The organism is Pelorhabdus sp. sgz311002 (assembly GCF_056134285.1).
On sequence record NZ_JBWBCL010000010.1, the window covers coordinates 82,846 to 105,927 of the forward strand.

A 23,082-nucleotide genomic window follows, 5' to 3' on the forward strand; every position below is an offset into this window, starting at 1 on the left:
GCTTCATCAACCTTTCTGTTTTGCTGCTATAATTTGGCCTAACTCTCCCCAAGATTCCTGGAAAATCCCCCGCGGCATTTCTCGTAACGGTTCGGCAATTTCAGGTTTAAAATCCATCTGATCCAAAATATCACGCTTTAAATCCACTCCGGGAGCAATTTCAATGAGAGTCACCTTGCCGTCAATTAATTCAAATACAGCCCGTTCTGTGACGTACGTAACCGCTTGACCGACTTTCGCCGCATATTTACCGCTAAAAGTAACCTGCTCTACATGATCAATAAATTTATGGCCTTTGCCTTCCTGCTCAATCACAAGCTGCCCTTCCTTCGCTGCAACAGCAAGTCCGCCAGCAGTAAAAGTACCACAATACACTACCTTTTTAGAGTTTTGCGTAATATTAATAAAGCCGCCGCATCCCATAGCGCGTCCCTTGAATTTGCTTACATTGACATTTCCCCAAATATCAGTTTGCGCCAAACCGAGAAAAGCCGTATCGACGCCACCGCCGTCATAGAAATCAAACTGCGAATGATGATCGACTGTAGCCTCCCCGTTATAAGATTGTCCGAAATGAGGCAGGCTTGCTGGAACGCCGCCGATACCGCCAGCTTCTGTCGTCAAGGTCATTAAGTGATCAATTTTTTCTTCCGCTGCTACAGCAGCCACATCGCTAGGAATGCCGACGCCAAGATTTACAACTGTATTTGGCAAAAGTTCCATAGCCGCCCGGCGAGCAATAATTTTTCTTTCACTCAATGCCAACGGCGGAATTTTGTCTAAAGACACTTTTAAATCGCCAGAAAAAGCCGGATTGTAATAGGTGCCTTCTGTCTGCCAGCAAGATTCCTGCTTTTTAGCTACTACAATATGATCCACAAGAATACCCGGAACTTTTACTGCCTTCGGATGCAGCGATCCGGTTTTGGCTAAATACTCAACTTGCGCAATCACAATGCCACCGGAATTATGCACCGCTTGCGCCAGTGGCAAAAGCTCCAAAGAAACGCCCTCATTGCCAATCGTTAAGTTGCCTTTTTCATCTGCCGTAGTCGCACGAATTAGCGCAACCTGAATAGGAAAACTCTTATAAAAAAGCCACTCTTCCCCTTCAAAATCCACAACTTTCACAAGGTCTTCCGTTGTTTTGCTATTCATTTTCGCCCCATCAAGACGCGGGTCGACAAATGTTCCTAACCCAACCTTTGTAATGAGTCCAGGACGCTTTGCCGCAATTTCACGATAGAGTTGAATAATAACCCCTTGCGGTAAACAATACCCTTCGATTTTCCCTTCGCCAACCAGTTTTGACATATTCGCCGAAGAGCCGATGTGAGCGCCAATCCAACGCTTAACGAGACCTTCTTTGCCAAGTCGCGTTGTGCCCCGCTCTTTCCAATCACCAATCGCCGATCCATGAATCAACGTAATATCTTTCGGCTGTGATGATTCTAAAAAGCGCTGCTCGATTGCCTGAGCAATTTCTTCCGGCCAACCAGCCAAACCAAATCCAGTAGCTCCAACTGTTGCTCCATCAGGAATTAATGCTGCGGCCTCAGCGGCCGTAATGACTTTTGACATCTCTTCGCCTCCTGAATGATTCTTTTTCATGCGCTTTACTTATTTTGCAAAAGTTATGCCAATATGTAGCCGCGCCTTACGAAGCCAATAGACAAGCGATTTCTTCTTTGCTGACCGCAAAAAGTTGCGAAAAAAATGTATCATTTTATTCTCTATTTTCAGAATAAAAAAAGCTTTCTGACATTCAATGTACTGTTTAAGGTACATTGTGCCAAAAAGCACTTACTTGCAATAAGGATTCTTTATTCCGCGGTATTCTGCCGCAATTCTTTTAACTTTCGATATAAAACAGTTCGATAAATCCCTAGCTTGTCCGCTGTTTTACCAATTTTACCGTCACAAGATGCCAGAACATATTGGATATACTGTTCTTCGATTTGTTTCATCACATCTTTTAATGGCCCATTTAAGCCCATCAATTTAAAAATATCGATTTTGGCCACTTCGTAGGATTGAGTTGCTAAAGCAACACGATCATCAGAAAAATCATGAAGATCACTTACGACAATTCGTTCAACCTCATTACGCAGTTCTCGTACATTTCCTGGCCAGCGATACGCCAAAAGCGCCGACACGGTTTCTGGCTTCAGTTCAACATCCAAATGATACTTCTGATTAAATCCGGCTAAAAACTTTGCTGAAAGAGCAATAATATCTTCTGGTCTTTCACGTAATGGCGCTATCTCTAAAGTAAAAACATTCAGCCGATAATACAAATCTTCGCGAAACAGTCTTTCCTCAACCAGAGCTGCTAAATCACGATGAGACGCCGCAATCAAGCGTATGTCCACTTTGTGATAAGAAGTGCTTCCCAACCGTCGAAGCTCACCTGTCTCCAGCACACGAAGCAACTTAGCCTGCATCGGCAAAGACAATTCTGCAACTTCATCTAAAAATAACGTACCGCCTTTAGCCGCTTCAAACAGACCAAGTTTTCCATCTGTACTAGCTCCAGTGAAAGCACCCTTTTCATAGCCAAAAAGTTCCGATTCGGCCAAAGTATCCGGTAAGGCAGCACAATTTATCGCAATAAATGATTCGTTTGTTCGCTTACTGTGTCTATGAATATATTTTGCCAAAACCTCTTTACCTGTACCCGATTCCCCTTGCAAAACGATAGTACTATCTGTCTGAGCCAGACGATGAGCTTTTAGTAAGACTTGCCGCATGGCTGTACTTTCTGCTACTATTTCATCTGTTTCTAGTACGCGACTGCGTAAATATTCAATCTCTCGTTTATATTGAGATACTTTTTCCCGCTCCTCTGGCGTGGAGCTCTTTTCCAGTTCGCGTAAGGATTTTCCCACAGTAATAACAGCAATCACTTCACCTGTTTCATTAAGAATAGGCGTACTTGTCGACATCATTGTGAAGTTAAGTTTTGTTTGAATGATGCCTTTTACCACACATTTTTTTCTTCCAGCCTGTACGGCATAAGATTCATTATAATAACCAAGCTTGACGACATCATTTAGATTTGACTTCAAAAGCTGATCAAGTGACATGTCCAAAGTCATTGCCGTCGAAGAATTCGACAATAAAACATTTCCATCTTTATCTGTAACAAAAATCGGATCAGGAAAACTATCAACAATTTTTTCTAGCGCACGCTTATTCATTTTAGCCTGGTTTTTGCCGATCGTCATATAACTTCACCTTCTTCTAAGAATCAAACAGTTGTAAATTCGAAGCTATAAAAAAACTGTTTTAAATAAATTTGAAATTTTCTTGAAACATCTTGTACATCCCCTATATTATATTCATCATGAAATGAATTCTGTCAAGTTTTTTCAAGGCTCCGCTCTGGTTATTACCGATTTGTCTGTTTCACTTTGAGTTATAGGAGATTTTTGATCAAAGTCTCTATGTATAAGACAATTGTTAAAACTATGTTAAGCTTCTGTTAAAACAGTCAATTGCCAGCAGGACTTTGTTTAACCTTGTCTAATTATACCTCTCACCGCATTTTTAACTAATTAAATCTATTAAAAGAGAGGTGTTATTCATGAAAGAGAGCTGGCAACGACTCACTAATGAAAGAAAGAAATTCCTCATTCAGTTTTCTATCGGTATTCTAATTTTATATTCCTTTGTTACTTTCTTTAGTGCGCAAACCATGTACCAAAATAAACACCGCTCTGATATGAATCATGCTGCCAGAATGAATCCGACTGGCGCCGAACCGGGAAAAACACCGCCTGATCCGTTGCCAGAAAGCAACAATTATGTAAATGTTACTGTTGGCACCTACATTGAAGATGTTGACAGCTTCTCCATTAAGGACTCCTTCTGGAGCACAAACTTCTACATTTGGTTCCGGTGGAATGGCGATAAGGCTTTAGACCCTGGGGGTAAATTCGTCCTTGTCGACGGAATGATTAATAAAAAAGAGCTCATTGAAGAATACCATGGTCCTGATGGAGTAAACTACCAGCGCTATCGTATTTCCGGGAAAATCATCAAATTCTTTGATACTTCCCGTGTCCCCATCGAAGATCATATGCTAAACATCTATGTGGAAGACGGTGCTCGCGATGGTGGCAAAATTCGCTACATAGCTGATGAAACTTCCAACATCAGTTCAAGATTGAATATCCCGGGATACAAAATTACTAAGTCCAGCAATGTAGTAAAAACTCATAGTTATCGCTCTTCGTACGGTGATCCGAGACTTGACCCCAACACGAAAAAAACGTTCTCACAATATATTGCTGCCGTACAAATCAGCCGAAATGACTATGGTTTTTACATAAAAATCTTCTTGTCACTCTTCGCTGCCATCCTCCTGACACTCTCCAGTTTTTTTATCAAACCCTCTGACATTGGACCACGCTTCTCGCTGCCAACTGGCGCTTATTTCGGCGCTGTGGCCAATTCTTACGTGGCCAATTCCATTTTGCCGCCATCTGGCGCGTTCGGGATTGCTGACCATATTGCCGGCATTGGCCTATTTACCATTGGGTTATCCATCATCTTATCCTTATGTTCCCATTACTACTATGTCCGCAAGGACGAAAAAGACCTCTCCATCGTAATGGATCGCCTAATGTTCTTGATTGTTGGCGGTAGCTGCCTGATCGCGAACATCCTGATTCCCTTGTGCGCTCGCGGTTAATCGTAAATACCACACACCTGTCTGGTATAAAAAGCAGCCCTTGGTTCTTCCGCAAAGAAGAATCAAGGGCTTGCTTTCTGTCTCCATACTATAAAGTCTCAGCGTAATAATTGATTAAACAGCCTGCCAAAAGAATCTTTCGCTCTTCCTCTGATAATTCGCCTAAACGTAGATGTAGCGGCATCTTTCCGCCAGCTTGAATCTGCACTGCTGTAATTTCTGTTTTGCCACTAGCAATACACTCTCTAATATTGGGAAGATAAATATAATCATCTAGCTGCAACTTATGACAGTCCTGTTCATCAATCAAGAATGGCAGCATCCCCCAATTAATCAAATTGCTCCGATACCGTTTCGTTGCATAGTCTATTGCTAAATTGGCGGCGCCGCCTAACACGCGCTGTGACGAAGCGGCTTGCTCTCTAGCCGAACCATCACCCGGTTTTCTGGCAAAAATCACACTACCTAAGGCAATTTGACTTAGCTCTTTAGGGGCGTCAATTTGCGCCAAAACAGGAGCTAACTCCAGGTGAAATTTATCAGGATAGTCCTGCCGCAGCTGTTCCAAACCTTGCAACTCTTTCGCTCTGGCAACATACTTAGGATCACGCCGCATTAAAGTAAATTCAGCTAATTTCAATGGATTGGACCGGAAAGAAGAAGCTTCTCCCGAAGGAATCAGTTCATCAGTTGTAGTAACAGGGTCATAAATTAAAGCTGACACTTTTAGCAGTAAGTGGTTGGTAAGTGGTGCAATCGTTGGCCATGGGGTAATATTGGGGCCAAAAACAATCTCTTTTTCGGCCTTACTGCAGCCAAAGCCTTGATATACGCACCGCTTATAGATCGCTGCATCAAAACAATAACTCTCTTTTTTATTGCTGACAGCAATCTCAGTGGCAGCTGTTAAGCGCCCGCCATTTCGCACCGTAGCGGCAATCGACCGAGCATCCATAAGCGCCACAAAGGCACTCTGCCCCTCGCTAGGAATCGCTCCTTCGCGGCTGGGAAAATTCCGTGTCGTATGACGGATACTGAGCCCGTTGTTCGCTGGTACATCGCCAGCGCCAAAGCAGGGACCGCAAAAAGCAGTTCGCAAAATCGCCCCTGAGGTAATAAACGGCTCTAGTTTATTCTGGCGTAGCAATTCCAAATGAATCGGCTGGCTCGCCGGATACACGCTGAACGAAGTACTATGGTTTTGTAAAAAAGGCTCTGCCAGAATATCGGCCATAGCTGCAATGTTTTCAAAGGTTCCGCCTGCACAGCCTGCCACAACGGCTTGGTCAACTTGGAGCCGTCCCTCAATCAATTTATCGACTAAAGAATCATTGCTAGTTTCTCGAAGAATCTCAGCGCCATAGCGATTCAGCTCAGCAATCGTCCAGACATTACTTGGATGGAATGGCAGCGCGATCATGGGAGAAATATCATGGAGTAGCACTTTGACGGCGCCATCATAATACGCAAGCGCCCCTGGCTCTAATTTCGTATATGCTTCCGGACGACCATGAACTTGATAATATTTGGCCACAGTTTCATCCGTACGCCAAATCGTTGACAAGCAAGCAGTCTCCGTCATCATGACATCAATGCCATTGCGATAATCTACTGAAAGATTTTTGATTCCAGGACCGACAAATTCCAAAATTTTATTTTTAACAAAGCCCTTTTTAAATACAGCGCCAATGATCGTTAGGGCAACATCTTGCGGCCCCACGCCTAGCAAAGGATCTCCCTCCAAATAAACGGCAATGACTTCTGGATAGGCAATATCATAGGTCTGCTTAAATAACTGCTTTACCAGTTCTGGCCCGCCTTCGCCAAAAGCCATCGTTCCTAACGCGCCATAGCGGGTATGACTGTCAGAGCCGAGGATCATTTTGCCGCAGCCTGCCATCATTTCTCGCATGTATTGATGAATAACCGCTTGATGGGGCGGCACAAAAATCCCGCCTAATTTTTGAGCAGCACTAAGGCCGTAACGATGGTCATCTTCATTAATCGTTCCCCCTACCGCACAAAGACTGTTGTGACAGTTCGTCAGTACGTAAGGCAGGGGAAATTCCGTTAGCCCCCCGGCAAGAGCAGTCTGAATAATTCCAACATAAGTAATATCATGGGAAGCTAGCGAATCCATCCGCAGTTTCAAATGCTGTTCATCACCGGAAACATTGTGACTCATTAACAGCTGATAAGCGATGGTGTTGCGCCGAGCAATTTCTTTAGCCGCCGAGTCGGTTTCCTCGCAAGTATACTGCTGCAAAGCCTGCTTTGTTTCCAGCAGTTTTTCTCCTTGCACTACATATACGCCATCCTGGATGAGTTCAATCATACGTCCCATTGCTCCTATCCTTTCAACTTGCTAATAATAGCATTTGTAAATTCTAGTGTGGTGGCTTTGCCGCCTAAATCGGCTGTCTTAGTGATTCCCTCTTGCAAAACGCTTTCCAAGGCTTTACGAATTTCTTGGGCCTTATCACTTTCCCCGAGATGATCAAGCAGCATCGTAGCCGATAACAGCATGGCCGTCGGATTCGCCAGTCCCTTGCCGGCAATATCCGGCGCCGTACCGTGAACGGCTTCAAAAATTGCACAGTTCTCACCGATATTAGCGCCAGGCACTACGCCTAAACCGCCAACGAGGGCCGCACAGAGATCCGATATAATATCGCCGTACAGATTCGGCGCTACCAGAACATCATATTTCTGCGGATTCATTACAAGCTGCATACAGAGATTATCAATAATCACTTCTTGATAAGCAATATCCGGATAGTCTGCAGCTACCGCTCTAACACATTCCAAAAAGAGTCCATCTGTACATTTCATGATATTGGCTTTATGAACCGCTGTGACGGTTTTTCGGCCATGAGCCGCCGCATAGGCGAAAGCCGCTTTCGCAATCCGCAGCGAAGCATCGGCAGTAATGGTTTTTAAGGCTACAGCAGCACTTTTTCCTAGTTTCTGCTCGGTTCCGGCATAGAGGTCTTCCGTATTTTCGCGAAAGATAACAATATCGACGCCTTCGGGATAGCGAGTAGCAATACCAGGCAGTGTTTTAACCGGACGTAAATTACAGTATAAATCAAAGGTTTGCCGCAGCGTCACATTGAGACTACGATAGCCAGCGCCAATCTGCGTCGTTAGCGGCCCCTTCAGTGCAAGCTTATTCGTGCGAATACTGGCAAGCGTGGCTTCTGGCAGCGCGGTTTCATTGGCTGCAAGCGCCGCTTGACCAGCTAAACAGGTCTCCCAAATAATCGGGGCTTTCGCCGCAGCAAAGATCTTTTGTACGGCTTCTGCAATTTCGCTACCGATGCCATCACCGGGAATTAATGTTACTTTATGCATAGTATAATCGCTCCTTCGATTCGTAACTTCTACTGGCTATTTTTATTTATTATGTTTATTGTAAAGGGTCCTGCTCAGCGATCTTCTAGGTCAAGCCAGGCAATTTCTGACTTACCTTGATAAAACGCTCGGGGCCGAATCAATTGATTGTCGTCATGCTGCTCTAAAATGTGAGCGAGCCAGCCGCTAGTGCGGCTGATTGCAAAAATGAGTGTAAATAAATCACTAGGAATATGTAAATAGGTATATACAGAAGCAGCATAAAAGTCTACATTTGGCAATAAACCAATTTTTTTATGAACAGTTGCTTCAATTTCCGTAGACACTTCATACCAATAGGGCTCTTGACGCCATTCAGCCAGCTGTTTGGCTAAATTGCGCAAAATAGCGGCGCGCGGATCGCCTGTTTTATAAACCCGATGGCCAAACCCCATAATGCGTTCTTTTCGTTTTACTTTTTCTTCAATATAAGCTTCTACACGATCCTTACTGCCAATTTCCTGCAGCATATTAGCCACTTGTTCATTGGCATTGCCGTGTAACGGGCCTTTCAGCGTACCAATCGCTGACACAATGCCTGAATAAAGATCTGACATAGTTGATGCAGTGACACGAGCAGCAAAAGCAGATGCATTCAATTCATGTTCCGCATGGAGAATCAAACACTGATCAAGCGCTTTGACTACGAGCGGAACCGGTTTTTCACCTGTTAACTGCCATAAAAAAGCTTCGGATAAAGAGTCATAAGCCTGCACATCCAGTTCAACTGGCTCCAAGCCCTTACGGATTCGCTCAATTGCTGCAACAATGGCCGGTATCCGGGCCATAATCCGAATCGCCTTACGATGGTCTGCCGCAAAGGAACTATCGGTTACTTCATCATCAAAATGAGTTAAAAACGATACGCATGTGCGAAGCTTCGCCATGGGATTTCCCCAGGGTGCATATAAATGCAGTAAATCATAAATTTTCTGCGGGAGTTTAGCCTGCTCTGCCAAGTCTTGTTTCAAAGCTTTCAACTCTGTTTTATTGGGCAAACGGCCATACCATAAAAGATAAATCGTCTCTTCAAAAGTTGCCTTTTCTGCTAAATCCTCAATAGAGTACCCACAATAGCGCAAGACGCCTTGATCGATAGAAGATATTGAGGTCTTACACGCAAAATCCTGTACTGCTGCCATCTTCCATTCCTGCTCCTCTCTACCCGCGCCATCTTCAAAATACATTAATACATGTATACGTGGGTTATGAAATGCATTATAACACTATTTCTTGCCTAGCGCAACGGATGATAAAATATGCAGAATTTTTGTATTTTATCATCACGAACTGGAAGCAAATAGGGAAAACCGTTGCGGAGTCACCCAATTACAAAAAAACAAGAAGACCTCTCAACGAAATGAGAAATCTTCTTGTTAGCAATTTATATCTATTACGGTACAAAAATGTTTTTAGCTGGTGCGCCCGAGTGGATTCGAACCACCGGCACGCAGTTTAGGAAACTGCTGCTCTATCCACCTGAGCTACGGGCGCATGATCTATTTTCAACGTTAATAAGTATATCATTTCGCCTTTCGAGTGTCAATTCAGCGGCAGAGAGGAAGCGACTCAGAACCCGCTTACTTTCTGGCTTCCTGCTTTGCCTCGAGATACAAAATCTGAACAAATTTCTTCATATTAATCTTAGAATCAGAAATGGAAGACTTCTGATTTTTCTGCAGGCATAGCATGATCTTTCGGACTTCTGTAAAATCAAAAAACTTCGGTGCGTAATTTTCAAAAGACGGGTTCGTATAATCAATAATTCCGAGCGAAGCTAAATGCGTCAATCCCTGAAAAATGGCTCGACGCACTCTCTGTTCTAACGCTTTTGCCTCTTTTTTTACGGCAGCCGCTTCAGCCTCAGTAGCGGCCACATGCTTCATGGCTACGTTTGTAAAAATATCCTTTAGCGAAGGAAAAGCGGCTTTTTCCGGCTGTTCCTGCTCATAGGCCTGCACATATTCAAGCATATCGAGCAGATCCTTGCAACCGCTTTCGCCGATCATGCCAAGTTCGCTCAGTAAAAATTGCCCCGAAGTTAACAGAGCCACTGATTCATTTTTCAGCTTAGGACCCGCAACGGCTTTTCCCCCTACCAATCCGTGTAAATTCTTTTCAATATTCTGGATGACATTTTGCAGCTGAATATGCTCCATTACATTTTGAATAATACTAATGACTTCAAGGCGATTAATTGGTTTTGTAATATAATTATTGACTCCTAAACCGTAGGCATTGCCGATCGTCTCCTTATCTTCCACCTGCGATAGCATAATGATTCTCCCCGTAAAAGCCGCTCTTAAATCTTTCACAGTTTGTATTCCATCTTTAATCGGCATTAGAAGATCAATAATCAGAATATCGACCGCTTTAGCGGCAAGCAGCATGGCATTGACTTTAGACCCATTTTCAGCCTCGCCAACCACTTCGCCAAGCTCGCAATCTTCAATAATTTCAGCAACCATGGACCGGATAACTTCATCATCGTCTACAATAAAAAAACGCATTGTCTTATCCTCCCTGTGTCAAATTCCGTAGCGGCAGCGTAATAATAAAAGCTTTTTCGCCCCTATCCCGCAGATCTTTTAAAAGGATATCGCCTTGTAGCTGATTGGTCAGATACTTTACGTACGGAAGTCCCATCCCAGTAGACGGATTCCCCGCTTGATCAAATTTCGTCGTATAGCCAGGCTGAAAGATCAGCTTTTGTTTACGCGCCGTAATTCCTGGCCCATTATCAGTAATTTGTATCTTTAGAGCACCTTCTACCTGCTCAAAGTTTATACGAACAACCCCTGCCGTTTCGATGGCCTCTACAGCATTTGAGACAAGATTATTGACAAGCGATAAGATCGTATATACATGAAGCTGCGGCAGAGAAGGCGTCACTTGCAACTCAAATTGTATTTCTTTGTTCAAAGAACGACTGTATTTTATATGAGACTGAATGATCATATCCGCTAGGTCAGGAGCGGCCATATACTCTTTCACTTCCCCATCGGCAATCAAGCGGGTCAAGCTCGCATAAATCCGCTGATTGTCTTTTTTTATGTCATGAACCTGACCGGCTATCTCCAGTAATTTTTGGGCCAACGCACTTGGGTTAAGCGAATTCTGGTTATTCTCCAGACTCTGATACAGTTGATAGCAGTCTTTAGTAACCAATTCGGCATTCTGCTGTGACTTAGTCAGATGAATCAGCTCTTTGTAAAGACTGGCTACGAGTAAAAGCATGTGCTCATTCTGTTCCTTTTGCTGCTCTGCCATAAACTCAGCTTGATGGAGTTTCATTATAAAGAAAAAGCTGAGCACAAAAAAACTACGGATCACGGCAATCAATAAAATCTTGCCGACTACAGGCCAGGTAATTGCGACCTGCGAGATGGGATAGTGCAACGTAAATAACAGTTCAACAATACTAGCCGTCATTTCCGCAGCAATGGCAACACAACCAATCCAGACTGGACGATTGTAAAAATGCTTGATTCTTATGCCGTAAAAAACGGCTGAATACGTTACATAATAGAAAAAAGCAGGAAAGTGAATCATAAAAGTCTGTGACAAACCAGCGCCGCTTACTAGCCAATCTAAAGTAATACGAAAAACTAATACGGCGGCGCCAGCAGTAAAGCCTGCTAAAAAATAAGCCTGACGCTGCGTCCATAGTAAAAAGAATAAAAAGGCCGGCGATCCTAAACAAACTCGAAACGTGCCGAATACACCGTCAAAAGGATGGAACTGCAATTCCCCCGCTAGCGGTACAACAAGAATCATCAGGAACAGCCACAACCACTTTTTCCCCAAAAAAATCACATCCTCCGCTGCAGAAATCATTTCTGATCATATCCTTATCCATTGTACAGAATAGCATAAAGATTTTTGATATTCCATAGATCTTGTCTACTGATCTATTTATTTTTTGTTCTTTTTGGGGAGACTTATAAAGTTTATGTAGATTTATATTGGATTTTATAGATTGCATGATACATTTTTAATAGAATTTACTGAAAAAAGCGACAACAGAAATTTTTACAAAATTTTGTGCGAAAGGGATGATTTTATGAAGAAACTACGTCTCGGTTTGGGAACTCAGATCTTAATTGGCCTTATTTTAGGCATTACCGTTGGCGGCGCCTTTTACGGCAATCCCGCTGTAGCAAGTTACCTCAACCCTATTGGCGATACCTTTATCCGTTTAATTAAAATGATTGTAGCTCCTATCGTACTCTCTTGTCTCGTTGTTGGAATCGCTGGCGTCGGCGATACAAAAAAACTGGGGAAAATCGGCGGCAAGACAATTTTCTTCTTTGAAGTTGTTACCACTATTGCAATCTTTTTAGGTCTTCTCGTTGCCAATCTGGTGAAACCAGGAGTTGGGATCGACAATAGCGGCGCTCTGGCCAAAACTAATATTTCTTCTTATCTAAATACAGCCGAATCAGTTGGTCATCACAGCCTGGCGGACACCTTTGTCAATATTGTTCCAAGCAATATTTTCGAGTCTTTAGCCAAAGGCGATCTCCTCGCCATTATTTTCTTCTCTGTTGTGTTCGGGTTAGGCGTTGCCGCAATTGGCGAAAAAGGCAAGCCTGTACTGCGATTCTGTGAAGGCGTAGCAGAGACCATGTTCTGGGTTACAGGACTTGTTATGAAATTTGCCCCCTTCGGTGTTTTTGCCTTAATCGGTGTAACTGTCTCTAAGTTCGGCTTGCAATCGCTCATTCCCCTTGGCAAACTTGTATTAACTGTCTATGGCGCCATGGCTCTGTTCATCTTTGTTGTCTTCGGCCCGATTGCCAAAGCCAGCGGAATTAGCATCATTGCCTTAATGAAATTTATTAAAGATGAATTAATTCTGGCCTATACTACAGCTAGCTCCGAAGCAGTTCTCCCCAATATTATGAGTAAAATGGAGCGACTGGGGTGTCCCAAAGCGATTACTTCATTTGTAATTCCTACAGGTTATACCTTTAATTTGACAGGCTCTACTCTTTATGAAGCAATTGCCGCTATTTTCTTAGCTCAGTTTTACGGCATTGATATTTCCTTGAGTGATCAGATCTATTTAATGTTTGTCTTGATGATTACCTCTAAGGGAATTGCCGGTGTTCCAGGAGCCTCTTTTGTCGTCCTCTTAGCTACTTTAGGCTCTGTAGGCATCCCCGTCGAAGGTCTTGCTTTTATTGCTGGCATTGACCGTTTCTTGGATATGTCCCGTACGGTCGTGAACGTTATCGGCAATGCCCTTGCGGCTATCGTCATTGCTAAATGGGAAGATCAGTATGATGAAGAAAAAGAACAAGAAACCATTGCACAAATGGCCTATGAATCTCATTAATAAACATCAGTTGAACATGAAAAAAGCAAAGACTTCACGGTCTTTGCTTTTTTTGAAATTTTGCCCATAGAATGCCAGGAGCATGGTATCGTCGCATATAGCGAGTATGGCACAAGTAGGAAAATAGCTTCCTTATCGGCTTATACCACATAGCTTGATGCAATAGCCAATAGGCGACTGCAATAGCTAAAAAAGCATAGCCCGCCTGGAACAACATACCAAGATAAGACGGTATATAGCCCCCAACCAGATAATGGCTTACGTAGGTAATTAGCGGCACTGTTATTAAATAGTAAAAAACAATTACAAATAACGGACTGACTTCGATCGCCTGACTCGGACAGTAATTCATACAAGCCATGCAACTATCACAAGAGAAACGCCAATAAGGGCGTTTTTCTTGTTTTCCTCGCATCATAATAGCTTGCTTAGGACAAAACTGCGCGCAGAGCCCACAGCCGCTGCATTTTTCTGAGCTAAAGAAAAGCTTTGCCAAGAAAAACTGTCCAAGCAAAAGATAAAGCAACGAAACCGGAACTAACATTAAGCCCATCACGAGCGGAATGATGCCTTGAAACGAAGCCTTGCCCGCAACAATGAAACGTACAAATTTTTTCACCTTTGCTTCGGCCCTATTGATCAGACTACTAACATTTTCTTCACTCATGCCCCAGTGCAGCGCCGTCCAATTACTGGGCATGTCGATGCCTTTCACACCACGAACTTGATAGCCTTTTAAGGACAAAAGCAAAGCAACTAAATAGCCCGCTGTCCCTTCCATTCCCGGCAAAGCAACTCCCTGTACTCTCGTGCCAGCCCGTGACGGCAATACTACAGCCCTAGCATGATTGCCGCGAGGCAACCGCCAAATCGCCCGAATAACCTGCCACGGCGCCGTAAAGCCATGGGTAGGAAAGGCAAATACACATAAATCCGCTGCGTTAAGGGGTTCACCAGCTTGAGTTGCTGCGAAACCCTTGGAATCAAACAAACTATAAACAGTCGCAGACAGCCCTAATGATTCACCTAACTGAGCGCACCATAACGCCACTGTATAGGAATTCCCTGTTCCGGTCATATAAAATATAGCGAGTTTTTTGATCATAAAAAACCACCAACACTTTATCGGAATTGCCAAAGGCAAGAAAAGCTATATATCATATTCCATGCGTTTCGCTGTGTGCTGCCTAGCCTCTTCCCCTAGCAGCCGTTTTACAATATGAAGCGACATGACAATGCCTGCCGCAATACCGCCAGAAGTAATAATCTGGCCCTCATCGACGAATTTACTGTTTCGTTCTACCTTGATACGGGGAAAGTCCATCGCTAGCTGCTCCAAATCCATCCAGTGGGTTGTCGCCCTTTTCCCATCAAGCAGTCCTGCTTTCGCCAGTAAAAATGCGCCAGTACAGACAGAGGCAGTAATTTCCCCTAATATATGCTGATTTTGAATCCAAGCAATCAGATTTTTATTATTGATCTCAATTTCTTCAGCACCATAGCCGCCAGGAATAATCAAAATATCCAGCTTCGGCGCTGTGGCAAACGAAAATCCTGGTTGTACTAGTAGCCCGTTTCTTGCCTTAATCATTTTTCCCTGCTCGGAAATCGTATGTACAGAAAAAGGTTGAAACTCACTCTTAGGCTGTCGTGCCAAGGAAAATACTTCAAAGGGACCGGCAAAATCAAGCACTTCTACTTCATCAAACAGCAAAATTCCAACTTGACGTGTTGTATGCTCCACATTCTCTCCCCCAACCTTATGGCGTTCACTTCGCTCATCTTCTACTACGACACTCCCGCAGGAAATCCTCCCCTTTCCCTTCTCATCTCGACTGAACAGGACGCTTATTTGACTTTCAGTCGTGCTTTCGTTACAATGAGTTTGTTTTAACATTTTTTTCATGAAGAAATATTGTAAGGAGAATCACAATGACAACTTATTTAGCCTTATTGATTTCGGTAATTGTAATTTATTATAGCTGTGAACTCTTTGTAAACGGCATTGAGTGGGTCGGCAAAAAACTCAATATCTCACAGTGTGCTGTCGGCACGATTCTCGCAGCGCTTGGCACAGCTCTGCCGGAAAGTGTCGTTACCTTAGTCGCTGTAGCTTTTCAGGGTAGCAGCGAACAAAAAGACATTGGCGTCGGTGCGGCGCTAGGCGGACCGCTGGTACTTGGCACGCTAGCCTACGCCGTTGTGGGCCTCTGTATTATCTTGTTTCGGAAAAAACGCGATGCTGGTCTTGAAATTGACATTGACGGCCACAAATTATCGCGAGATCAGCTATGGTTTGTATCTATTTTTATCTTTAAAGTACTGCTTGGTCTCGTTCTTTTCGCCTATAAACCGCTCATGGGATTTGTGTTTCTGGGCCTCTATGCTTTCTATTTTTACCGGGAATTACGCGCCGAATGTCTTGAGGAATGTCTGCTGCCAGAGCCGCTAAAATTCCAACCTAAGCGGCAAGAGCCAACTATGACAGCGACATTTTTCCAGACGGGACTAGCCCTTGTGCTGATTTTTGCCAGCTCTCATGTCTTTGTAACGGAACTGGAAGTACTCGGTCGCTCTTTAGATGTCTCACCTTTAATCATTTCCTTATTATGCAGCCCGATCGCTACGGAACTACCGGAAATTTTAAATGCTGTGATTTGGGTGCGGCAAGGCAAGGAAACGCTGGCCCTTGGCAATATCAGCGGCGCCATGATGATTCAGGCAACGGTCCCCAGCGCCTTTGGACTCTTCTTTACCCCCTGGCTCTTCGATCTCCACCTGCTCTGGTCAGGCATCGTAACCTTACTTTCCGTAATGTATCTGCTCATTACGCTGAAAGAACACAAACTATCGCCCCATCGGCTGCTTTACGCAGCGATCTTTTATTTGCTCTTTGCCGCCATTTTTTTCTTCCCAGTAACCAATTTTTATAGCTTATAATGACTTATCCACATAAAATAAGGAATAAATTGTCACTCATCCACATAAAAGCTCATGTGAAAAATCCCGCAAATGCCGAAATTCAGCGACTTTGCGGGATTACTTTTTTGCACTTATGCACAATATCAACAGGTTTGTGAATAACTCTGTGGATAACTTGACTTATTCGATCACAGGATGACTCCAATCCACCAAAACCTGTGTATGATTATAAAGACGCGTCAAAACTTGTTTGAAAAAAGCAAGGCTTTCTGTTGGCAGACCTGTCTGATCAGCAAAATCACGAATTGTGGCGCCACTGGCAATATGAATGGTTTGTTCTGTCGATAAATACGTCTCAATTTCGCGGCGTTTTGCTTCATTAGCAAGCTTTACGCAAAAACTTTTATCCGCTTCGTTATAACGGATGGAACCATAGTCATTTTCATAGTGAATACAAACTACAAAATCTGTGTTCATTCTGTCACCTCAACGTTCTTTTTCATTACTTGAGAGCTATTCCTTACGATACAACGGTTTTAACCGATGCTCTAAAGGAACTTGCGGCAACTCGGCCGCCTTTTTCGCAAGTTTACAAAGCTCTTCTTGGCTTTTTACGACCTTCCCGCGTTTTGCCACGCGGCGATAAGTACCGTCGCTGCACATGCTGTGCGCCTTCTGATTGTCGGCAAGCATAAGCTGTAAAATCTGCTTAATCCGTTCGATATGTTGTTCGGCTTCCACCGGAAAAAGCAACTCAACTCGCTCATTCAGGTTTCGTGGCATCCAGTCTGCACTGGATAGAAAAACTTTTTCATCATCATCATTGGCAATATAGAGGATGCGATGATGCTCTAAAAACCGGCCAATAATACTGCGAACTTTAATGGTTTCACTAACTCCAGCTATTCCGGGCCGTAAGACGCAAATACCACGAACAATCAAATCTATTTTAACACCATATCCAGATGCTTCATATAGTTTTTTTATAATATCCTTATCTAACAGCGAATTCATCTTCGCCGCAATATAGCTGCGTTTCCCCGTTTTAGCGACTTCAATCTGTTCATCAATTAACGCCACAAGCTTTTGGCGCAAACCTAGCGGCGCCACTGTGATCTTATTCCAAACTGGCGGATCAGAGTAGCCGGAAAGCACATTGAAAAAGGCTGAAGCATCTGCGCCAAATTGATCATTGGCGGTAAAAATGCCCATATCAGTATAAAGCTTTGCCGTCGAATCATTATAATTTCCGGTTCCCATATGAACATAGCGCTGAATCCCGCGCGCTTCCCGCCGTACCACGAGAATCATTTTGGCATGAGTCTTTAAACCGCGCAGGCCATATATAACATGACACCCTGCTTCCTCTAACCGTTTGGCCCATAAGATATTGTTTTCTTCATCAAAACGCGCTTTCAGTTCCACTAAAACCGTAACCTGTTTGCCATTTTCCGCTGCCTGCGCTAACGCGCGAACAATCGGCGAGTTACCGCTCACCCGATATAAGGTCTGCTTAATGGCCAAAACAGCCGGATCCACAGCGGCCTGCTGAACAAACTGTACGACAGGTTCAAAGGATTCATAGGGATGGTGCAATAATACATCACTTTCGCGAATTCTGGCAAACAGATCGGTGCAACCGACTAAGTCCTTGGGAAGCTGCGGCGAAATCGGGGGAAGTTTTAGTTCCTCCAAGCCAGGCAACCCGATAAATTTAAAGAAACAAGTTAAATCAAGCGGTCCGTTAATATCATATACCTCTCGGTCTAGAACATGCAAGGAACTGACAAGCAGCTCTTTTAAGGCAGGCGCCGCCCCTTTGCCGATCTCCAATCGCACAGCCTGACCGCGTTTTCTCTGACGCAGCGACTTTTCTACTTCTTCTAATAGGTCCTTGGCATCTTCCTCATCAATAAATAGGTCCGCATTACGAGTAATCCGAAACGGGATAACGTCTTCGACTTGATACCCATAAAATAATTCTTCACAGTAAGCTTCAATGATCTTTTCTAAAAAAACAAAGCGCCGTTTTCCTCCTTCAGGCGGAATTTCTACAATACGAGACAACACGGCAGGCACTTGAATGACGGCGAGTTTTTTTTCGTCTTTGCCTTTACGGCTAATTTGCAGCGCCAAATTGAGACTGCGGTTTGATAAAAAGGGAAATGGATGGCTGGCATCGACAGCAACGGGTGTAATAACTGGGTAGATGGTACTGCGAAAATACTCATAACACCATTCTTTATCAGAATCACTTAACTTATCCATAGCGGCGAAAAAAATCTTTTCTTCTTCCAAATGATACAAGACATTTTTTAAGATGCGATATTGGAGATTTACAAGCCCGTGAACTTCAACAGCAATATCAATCAGCTGCTCTTCTACGGTCCGACCTGAAATATCGAGTTTATGGACGCCGCTATCGAACTGATGCTTAAGACCGGCCACACGAATCATAAAAAACTCATCAAGGTTCGAGCTGGTAATCGCTAAAAAATTAAGCCGATCTCCTTGCGGTCTATTCTGACTACCGGCTTCCTGTAGCACCCGTTCATTAAACTTAATCCAGCTTAGTTCGCGATTCAGAAAATACTCGCTACTTTCAAACATATATCTTTTCCACCCTTTCCAAATTGGCGCGAATCCCGAAAACATCTTCAAAAAAATCGGCTTTATCGGCAAAAGTCCATTCTTCCAAGGAATAATCTTCATTCACTTTCACTTGTATGTTTAACTCATTATTCTTGAAAACAGCGGCAGCCGCAATGGCCTTTTGCCGATGGCTCCGGTCCATAGCATCAGCCAAGCGCAGTATGGCCGAAAGCTTCGCCACAGTAACCTGGCTCTTTTTCGTAAGAATGGAATAGTTGTAATGATGATTGTCAGGAATCCCTTGCGAATGATAGTAGGCTACATTAGCCATTACCGCTTTTTCCTTCTCTGACAGTCCCAAAATATCAGAAGAACAAATCAGTCGATAGGAATAATAGGGGTGGGAACGAAGGCTCACGAACTTCCCAATATCATGCAGAATAGCCGCCCCCTGCAATAAAAGCCGTTCACGATTTCCTAGGCCATGAATTCTGGCCATGCGGTCAAAAATCAACAGGGAAAATTGTTCTACCGCCTGTGAATGCCGTTTATCGTACTGATAGCGCTTCCCAAGGGTTCGAATTAGACTAAAGACCTGATCTTCCATCGTTTGCAGCCACGAGTCTTGCTGTTTTCCTGCCAAATACAACAGCGTAATTCCGTCCATAAATTGATCACAAGGAATTACAATCTGCTCAATCGTCGTTAACGATAAAATCTGATGGTATAAAACAAGCGTAGGTAAAACCATCGCTGCGTCATCTGGCGAGAGCGAGAAAATTTGCTGAAGTTGCGATAAGTTCAATCGCTTAATTTTTTCATATAAAGCCCTAAATTCGCTCAAACTGACAGGACAAGCTTCGACTTCTCCCCAGGTCTTGCCAAGCATTTTGAGCAGCAGTTCCGTTTCCCGGCCTGATAGACATAAATAATCAATGTCAACATGACCTAGATGGGCTTTTACTGGTTCAATGGCGGCATAGATAAACTCTTCTAACGCTTGATGAAAATATAGGGAATCGCGCTGCGCCGCCGAAAAGCTTTCTTTAATCCGTAGCGCCCCCATTTTTAAATTTTGCTGATATTTAATCGCGCCGTCCTGCCATAAGGTCATGCCGAGTCCGCCGGAAGAAATATCGACAAACAGCACGGCTTTCTTAGCTTCGAGAAAACCCTGTTCTGCTAGTTTTTTATAAGATGAAACGTATTTGTAAAAGATCTCCTGCGGTACATCCACTACTTTCACATCAAGACCTGTTTTTACTTTAATCTGATCAATAATATATTTCTGGTTTTCCGCTTCCCGTACTGCCGTTGTTGCAATGAGACGATAATCACGGACGCCATATTCAGCAAGCATCCGACGATAGCCTTTTAAAAGCTCACAAACCTCATTTAACGTACCAAAACTAATTTTATTGGTCTGAAAAGCCTCCTCACCTAAATCAACGGCGCGGCTGGCTCGGTCTATAACCTTCATATTTTGAAGTGAAGTATATTCGACAATCTGCATACTCACTTGCTCAGAACCTAAGTGAATCGCGGCAAAATAGTCTGGCATTTTATCTGCCACAACGTCGCCTCCTCTATCATACCTGCTCTATCTGCTCTATCTGCTCTATCTTATCTTTCTTATAATTCGTGTTACTTTCATTTATTTTCCTGCTTAAATAATCCTCTTTATGTTAAGTAATTATTAAATTTTACGGAGCTTCGACTGAGAAAGGGACTATCAGCTCATTAAAAGTTAACCTTTCATATTTTTTAGGTTTACATTGGCTGTAAAGTATTTTAGAATAGAGACAGAATTGATTAACAAAGGAGATTGTAATCCATGAAACTTCCTGTACGTGATATGATCCTCATTGCTTTATTTGCTGCCTTTACAGCGGTCGGCGCTTTTACTAAAATTCCAACTCCCATTGTCCCCTATACGCTGCAATTCTTATTCTGCGCCTATGCCGGTTTGTTGCTTGGTTCAAGAAACGGCGCTTATTCACAGCTTCTCTATGTAGCGCTCGGCCTAATCGGAATTCCCGTTTTTGTAAATGGCGGTGGCCCTGCTTATGTATTGCAACCGACCTTCGGCTATCTAGTCGGATTTATACTCTGCGCTTTCATCATTGGTAAATCAACCGAAGGATTCACAGGCAGACCCTCTTTTTTGCGTCTCTTTAGCGGTATTTTACTAGGGCTCGCTTGTCTGTATCTCATCGGCGTCACCTATCTTTACGGCATTGTAAATTTATATCTCCACAAAGAAATGGCTGTATTAAAAGCAATTGCTGTAGGGTTCACACCATATATTTTGCCGGATCTTCTTCTTAGTATCATCATTGCTTACAGTGGTACTAAAATTATACCGATCTTAAACAGTCTGGGGCTTCGTCGCTAGATCCTACCATAAATTACTGTCGATTCAAAACAGAAAGGGGAATGGAAAAATAATCCATTCCCCTTTCTGTGGTGTTCAGCCGACAAAGAGCGTGATAAAATAAGGGAAGTAAGATTTCTTCAGGAGGCAGTATATGACAGAAAGTGTAGCAGTTATCGATCTTGGCTCCAACTCAGCGCGTCTTGTCATTTCGAATATTTACCATAATGGCGCCTACAATCTTGTATACAATCAAAAAGAATCGGTCCGGCTCAGCGAAGGCATGGAAAAAGACAATTGCCTGCAGCCTGCAGCAATAGAGCGAGCGATTCGCACCTTAAACGCCTTTGCCCACATGTGTCAAATTCACAAAGCGGACAAGATTATTGCCGTAACTACGGCAGCAGTACGCAATGCCCGCAACGGACAGGAATTTATCCAACTCGTAAAAGACAAAACAAACATTGATTTAGAAATTATCAGCGGCGAAAAAGAAGCCAAAATCGGTAGTATTGCCGTCACCAATACAATTGATATTCGCGATGCGCTGCTCTTTGATCTTGGCGGTGGTAGTACGGAACTTACCCTGATCCGCGATCATAAGGTAGTCGAATTAATCAGCATTCCTTTTGGCGCCATTACTTTGACGGAAAAATTCAAAACCCAAGACAAAGTATCAAACGAAAACCTTACGGCCTTAACGGAATACATCAAAAAGACCTTTGCCGCCATCCCCTGGCTGCAAAATCTGAAACTCCCTCTTGTGGGCATTGGCGGCACCGCTCGTAACATTGCCAAAATGGACCAGAGACAGAAAAACTATCCCTTCCCGAAAATCCACAATTATCGTATGGGGATGATTTCTTTTGAAAATCTCTGGCAAACGTTGATTCGTACAAATCTCAATCAGCGACGTAAGCTGCCGGGTCTCAGCAGTGAACGGGCTGATATTATTATAGCTGGCATCAATATTGTAAAAACCTTGTTTGAGGTTGCTGCCGGAACGCAATTTATTGTCAGCGGCAGCGGTCTGCGCGAAGGATTGTTCATGCACTACTATCTGCAGCGGGAAAATCAGCCTGACGTTCTGCCTGACATTCTAATGCACAGCACGCGCAATATGTTGCTCTTTTATAAAGGGAATACCCTCCATGCCTACCACGTCTCTTATCTAGCTTTGAGCCTCTTTGACGGCTGGAAGGATCTCTTGCAGCTTACCGGACGTGAACGCACTTTATTAAAGGTTGCCGCATTTCTCCATGATATCGGCATAACGATCAATTACTATGATCATACGCGCCACACAGCCTACCTCGTAGAAAACGCCCGTCTATTTGGCCTGACCCACCGCGAACAAATGCTTGTTGCCGTTGTAGCTGGCTGGCATCACGGCATGAGCGGCAAAGCCGTTCGCCGCAATTATTATGAATTTCTTGATGAAGCAGATTGGAGCACAGCTCGCAAGCTCGCTTTACTGCTCTCTCTGGCGGAAAGCCTTGACGAAACGCAAATGCATCGCATCCAAAGTGTCAGCGCCACTATCGAGAACGATAAAGCCAAACTGACGCTTAAGACGTTCGAAGAAGATGCGCTGATTGAACGACAATCCGCGGAGAAACACACCAAGTGGTTCCGTAAAGAGATGCAAATTCCGCTAATTATTGAATAACGCCTCAGACTCCTACCCATTCGCCTAAACCGGCGAAACGGTAGGAGTCTTTTTATGGTCGCTAAGCATAAATACAAAATATTCCTGGATATACT

General features: G+C 43.6%; 17 protein-coding genes and 1 tRNA gene. 5 read left to right on the forward strand and 13 right to left on the reverse strand.

What is annotated here, in order from left to right; translation table 11 throughout:
- Window positions 1–6: 6 nt before the first annotated feature.
- Both AC0NJP_RS14225 and AC0NJP_RS14230 read right to left on the reverse strand, forming a co-directional pair.
- Entirely contained in the window at window positions 7–1,581 is a 1,575-nt protein-coding gene (locus AC0NJP_RS14225; protein ID WP_474040803.1) for an acyl CoA:acetate/3-ketoacid CoA transferase, read from the reverse strand.
- Window positions 1,582–1,823: 242 nt separating this feature from the next.
- Window positions 1,824–3,227 carry a sigma-54 interaction domain-containing protein gene (locus AC0NJP_RS14230; RefSeq protein ID WP_474700237.1) on the reverse strand — a complete coding sequence of 468 codons (1,404 nt, stop codon included), beginning with the start codon at window positions 3,225–3,227 and terminating at the stop codon, window positions 1,824–1,826.
- A 359-nt stretch (window positions 3,228–3,586) separates the two neighbouring features.
- Between AC0NJP_RS14230 and AC0NJP_RS14235 the strand changes: the two genes are divergently transcribed.
- Window positions 3,587–4,696 carry a hypothetical protein gene (locus tag AC0NJP_RS14235; RefSeq protein WP_474700238.1) on the forward strand — a complete coding sequence of 370 codons (1,110 nt, stop codon included), beginning with the start codon at window positions 3,587–3,589 and terminating at the stop codon, window positions 4,694–4,696.
- An 88-nt stretch (window positions 4,697–4,784) separates the two neighbouring features.
- Here the strand turns inward: AC0NJP_RS14235 and AC0NJP_RS14240 are convergent, their stop codons facing one another.
- From AC0NJP_RS14240 to AC0NJP_RS14265, 6 genes are all read right to left on the reverse strand, one after another.
- Window positions 4,785–7,031, reverse strand: a complete 2,247-nt coding sequence (locus AC0NJP_RS14240; RefSeq protein ID WP_474700239.1) for a hydratase — start codon at window positions 7,029–7,031, stop codon at window positions 4,785–4,787.
- A gap of 14 nt (window positions 7,032–7,045) precedes the next feature.
- Window positions 7,046–8,050 carry an isocitrate/isopropylmalate dehydrogenase family protein gene (locus tag AC0NJP_RS14245; protein WP_474700240.1) on the reverse strand — a complete coding sequence of 335 codons (1,005 nt, stop codon included), beginning with the start codon at window positions 8,048–8,050 and terminating at the stop codon, window positions 7,046–7,048.
- Between the two features lie 74 nt (window positions 8,051–8,124).
- Window positions 8,125–9,231 carry a citrate/2-methylcitrate synthase gene (locus tag AC0NJP_RS14250; protein ID WP_474700241.1) on the reverse strand — a complete coding sequence of 369 codons (1,107 nt, stop codon included), beginning with the start codon at window positions 9,229–9,231 and terminating at the stop codon, window positions 8,125–8,127.
- Between the two features lie 275 nt (window positions 9,232–9,506).
- Window positions 9,507–9,583 (reverse strand) — tRNA-Arg (locus AC0NJP_RS14255).
- 86 nt (window positions 9,584–9,669) lie between these two features.
- Entirely contained in the window at window positions 9,670–10,599 is a 930-nt protein-coding gene (locus tag AC0NJP_RS14260; protein ID WP_474700242.1) for a response regulator, read from the reverse strand.
- Window positions 10,600–10,603: 4 nt separating this feature from the next.
- Entirely contained in the window at window positions 10,604–11,926 is a 1,323-nt protein-coding gene (locus AC0NJP_RS14265) for an ATP-binding protein (RefSeq protein WP_474700243.1), read from the reverse strand.
- A 226-nt stretch (window positions 11,927–12,152) separates the two neighbouring features.
- On the opposite strand from AC0NJP_RS14265, the gene AC0NJP_RS14270 reads away from it, so the two are divergent.
- Window positions 12,153–13,430 carry a cation:dicarboxylate symporter family transporter gene (locus tag AC0NJP_RS14270; protein ID WP_474040812.1) on the forward strand — a complete coding sequence of 426 codons (1,278 nt, stop codon included), beginning with the start codon at window positions 12,153–12,155 and terminating at the stop codon, window positions 13,428–13,430.
- Between the two features lie 34 nt (window positions 13,431–13,464).
- Here the strand turns inward: AC0NJP_RS14270 and AC0NJP_RS14275 are convergent, their stop codons facing one another.
- Together AC0NJP_RS14275 and AC0NJP_RS14280 are read right to left on the reverse strand one after the other, a co-directional pair.
- Window positions 13,465–14,535: an EFR1 family ferrodoxin gene (locus AC0NJP_RS14275; protein ID WP_474700244.1), complete on the reverse strand. Its 1,071-nt coding sequence runs from the start codon at window positions 14,533–14,535 to the stop codon at window positions 13,465–13,467.
- A 45-nt stretch (window positions 14,536–14,580) separates the two neighbouring features.
- The gene (locus AC0NJP_RS14280; protein ID WP_474040814.1) at window positions 14,581–15,174 is read right to left on the reverse strand and encodes a DJ-1/PfpI family protein; all 594 of its coding nucleotides are present in this window, start codon (window positions 15,172–15,174) and stop codon (window positions 14,581–14,583) included.
- Window positions 15,175–15,362: 188 nt separating this feature from the next.
- Between AC0NJP_RS14280 and AC0NJP_RS14285 the strand changes: the two genes are divergently transcribed.
- On the forward strand, window positions 15,363–16,370 hold the full coding sequence (locus tag AC0NJP_RS14285; RefSeq protein WP_474040815.1) for a sodium:calcium antiporter: 1,008 nt from the start codon (window positions 15,363–15,365) through the stop codon (window positions 16,368–16,370).
- 162 nt (window positions 16,371–16,532) lie between these two features.
- Here the strand turns inward: AC0NJP_RS14285 and AC0NJP_RS14290 are convergent, their stop codons facing one another.
- From AC0NJP_RS14290 to AC0NJP_RS14300, 3 genes are read right to left on the reverse strand one after another with little or no spacing between them, the layout of a single operon-like run.
- Complete coding sequence (locus AC0NJP_RS14290) at window positions 16,533–16,829, reverse strand: hypothetical protein (protein WP_474040816.1); 297 nt, start codon at window positions 16,827–16,829, stop codon at window positions 16,533–16,535.
- 36 nt (window positions 16,830–16,865) lie between these two features.
- On the reverse strand, window positions 16,866–18,962 hold the full coding sequence (locus tag AC0NJP_RS14295; RefSeq protein ID WP_474700245.1) for an RNA degradosome polyphosphate kinase: 2,097 nt from the start codon (window positions 18,960–18,962) through the stop codon (window positions 16,866–16,868).
- The gene (locus AC0NJP_RS14300; RefSeq protein WP_474700246.1) at window positions 18,955–20,517 is read right to left on the reverse strand and encodes a Ppx/GppA phosphatase family protein; all 1,563 of its coding nucleotides are present in this window, start codon (window positions 20,515–20,517) and stop codon (window positions 18,955–18,957) included. Before AC0NJP_RS14300 ends, AC0NJP_RS14295 begins: the two co-directional genes overlap by 8 nt.
- Before the next feature lie 261 nt (window positions 20,518–20,778).
- Between AC0NJP_RS14300 and AC0NJP_RS14305 the strand changes: the two genes are divergently transcribed.
- Together AC0NJP_RS14305 and ppx are read left to right on the forward strand one after the other, a co-directional pair.
- Complete coding sequence (locus tag AC0NJP_RS14305) at window positions 20,779–21,339, forward strand: biotin transporter BioY (protein ID WP_474040826.1); 561 nt, start codon at window positions 20,779–20,781, stop codon at window positions 21,337–21,339.
- Window positions 21,340–21,472: 133 nt separating this feature from the next.
- A complete protein-coding gene (ppx, locus tag AC0NJP_RS14310; RefSeq protein WP_474700247.1) occupies window positions 21,473–22,987 on the forward strand; it encodes an exopolyphosphatase in 1,515 nt (504 codons plus the stop codon).
- The last annotated feature ends 95 nt before the right edge of the window (window positions 22,988–23,082 follow it).

Bases quoted from the DNA above. Each gene is read 5' to 3' on its own strand.
- AC0NJP_RS14235 (WP_474700238.1), top strand. From the start codon at position 3,587: ATGAAAGAGAGCTGGCAACGACTCACTAATGAAAGAAAGAAATTCCTC.
- AC0NJP_RS14305 (WP_474040826.1), top strand. From the start codon at position 20,779: ATGAAACTTCCTGTACGTGATATGATCCTCATTGCTTTATTTGCTGCC.
- AC0NJP_RS14230 (WP_474700237.1), bottom strand. From the start codon at position 3,227: ATGACGATCGGCAAAAACCAGGCTAAAATGAATAAGCGTGCGCTAGAA.
- AC0NJP_RS14240 (WP_474700239.1), bottom strand. From the start codon at position 7,031: ATGATTGAACTCATCCAGGATGGCGTATATGTAGTGCAAGGAGAAAAA.
- ppx (WP_474700247.1), top strand. From the start codon at position 21,473: ATGACAGAAAGTGTAGCAGTTATCGATCTTGGCTCCAACTCAGCGCGT.
- AC0NJP_RS14275 (WP_474700244.1), bottom strand. From the start codon at position 14,535: ATGATCAAAAAACTCGCTATATTTTATATGACCGGAACAGGGAATTCC.
- AC0NJP_RS14295 (WP_474700245.1), bottom strand. From the start codon at position 18,962: ATGTTTGAAAGTAGCGAGTATTTTCTGAATCGCGAACTAAGCTGGATT.
- AC0NJP_RS14285 (WP_474040815.1), top strand. From the start codon at position 15,363: ATGACAACTTATTTAGCCTTATTGATTTCGGTAATTGTAATTTATTAT.
- AC0NJP_RS14270 (WP_474040812.1), top strand. From the start codon at position 12,153: ATGAAGAAACTACGTCTCGGTTTGGGAACTCAGATCTTAATTGGCCTT.
- AC0NJP_RS14265 (WP_474700243.1), bottom strand. From the start codon at position 11,926: ATGATTTCTGCAGCGGAGGATGTGATTTTTTTGGGGAAAAAGTGGTTG.
- AC0NJP_RS14250 (WP_474700241.1), bottom strand. From the start codon at position 9,231: ATGGCAGCAGTACAGGATTTTGCGTGTAAGACCTCAATATCTTCTATC.
- AC0NJP_RS14245 (WP_474700240.1), bottom strand. From the start codon at position 8,050: ATGCATAAAGTAACATTAATTCCCGGTGATGGCATCGGTAGCGAAATT.
- AC0NJP_RS14290 (WP_474040816.1), bottom strand. From the start codon at position 16,829: ATGAACACAGATTTTGTAGTTTGTATTCACTATGAAAATGACTATGGT.
- AC0NJP_RS14260 (WP_474700242.1), bottom strand. From the start codon at position 10,599: ATGCGTTTTTTTATTGTAGACGATGATGAAGTTATCCGGTCCATGGTT.
- AC0NJP_RS14225 (WP_474040803.1), bottom strand. From the start codon at position 1,581: ATGTCAAAAGTCATTACGGCCGCTGAGGCCGCAGCATTAATTCCTGAT.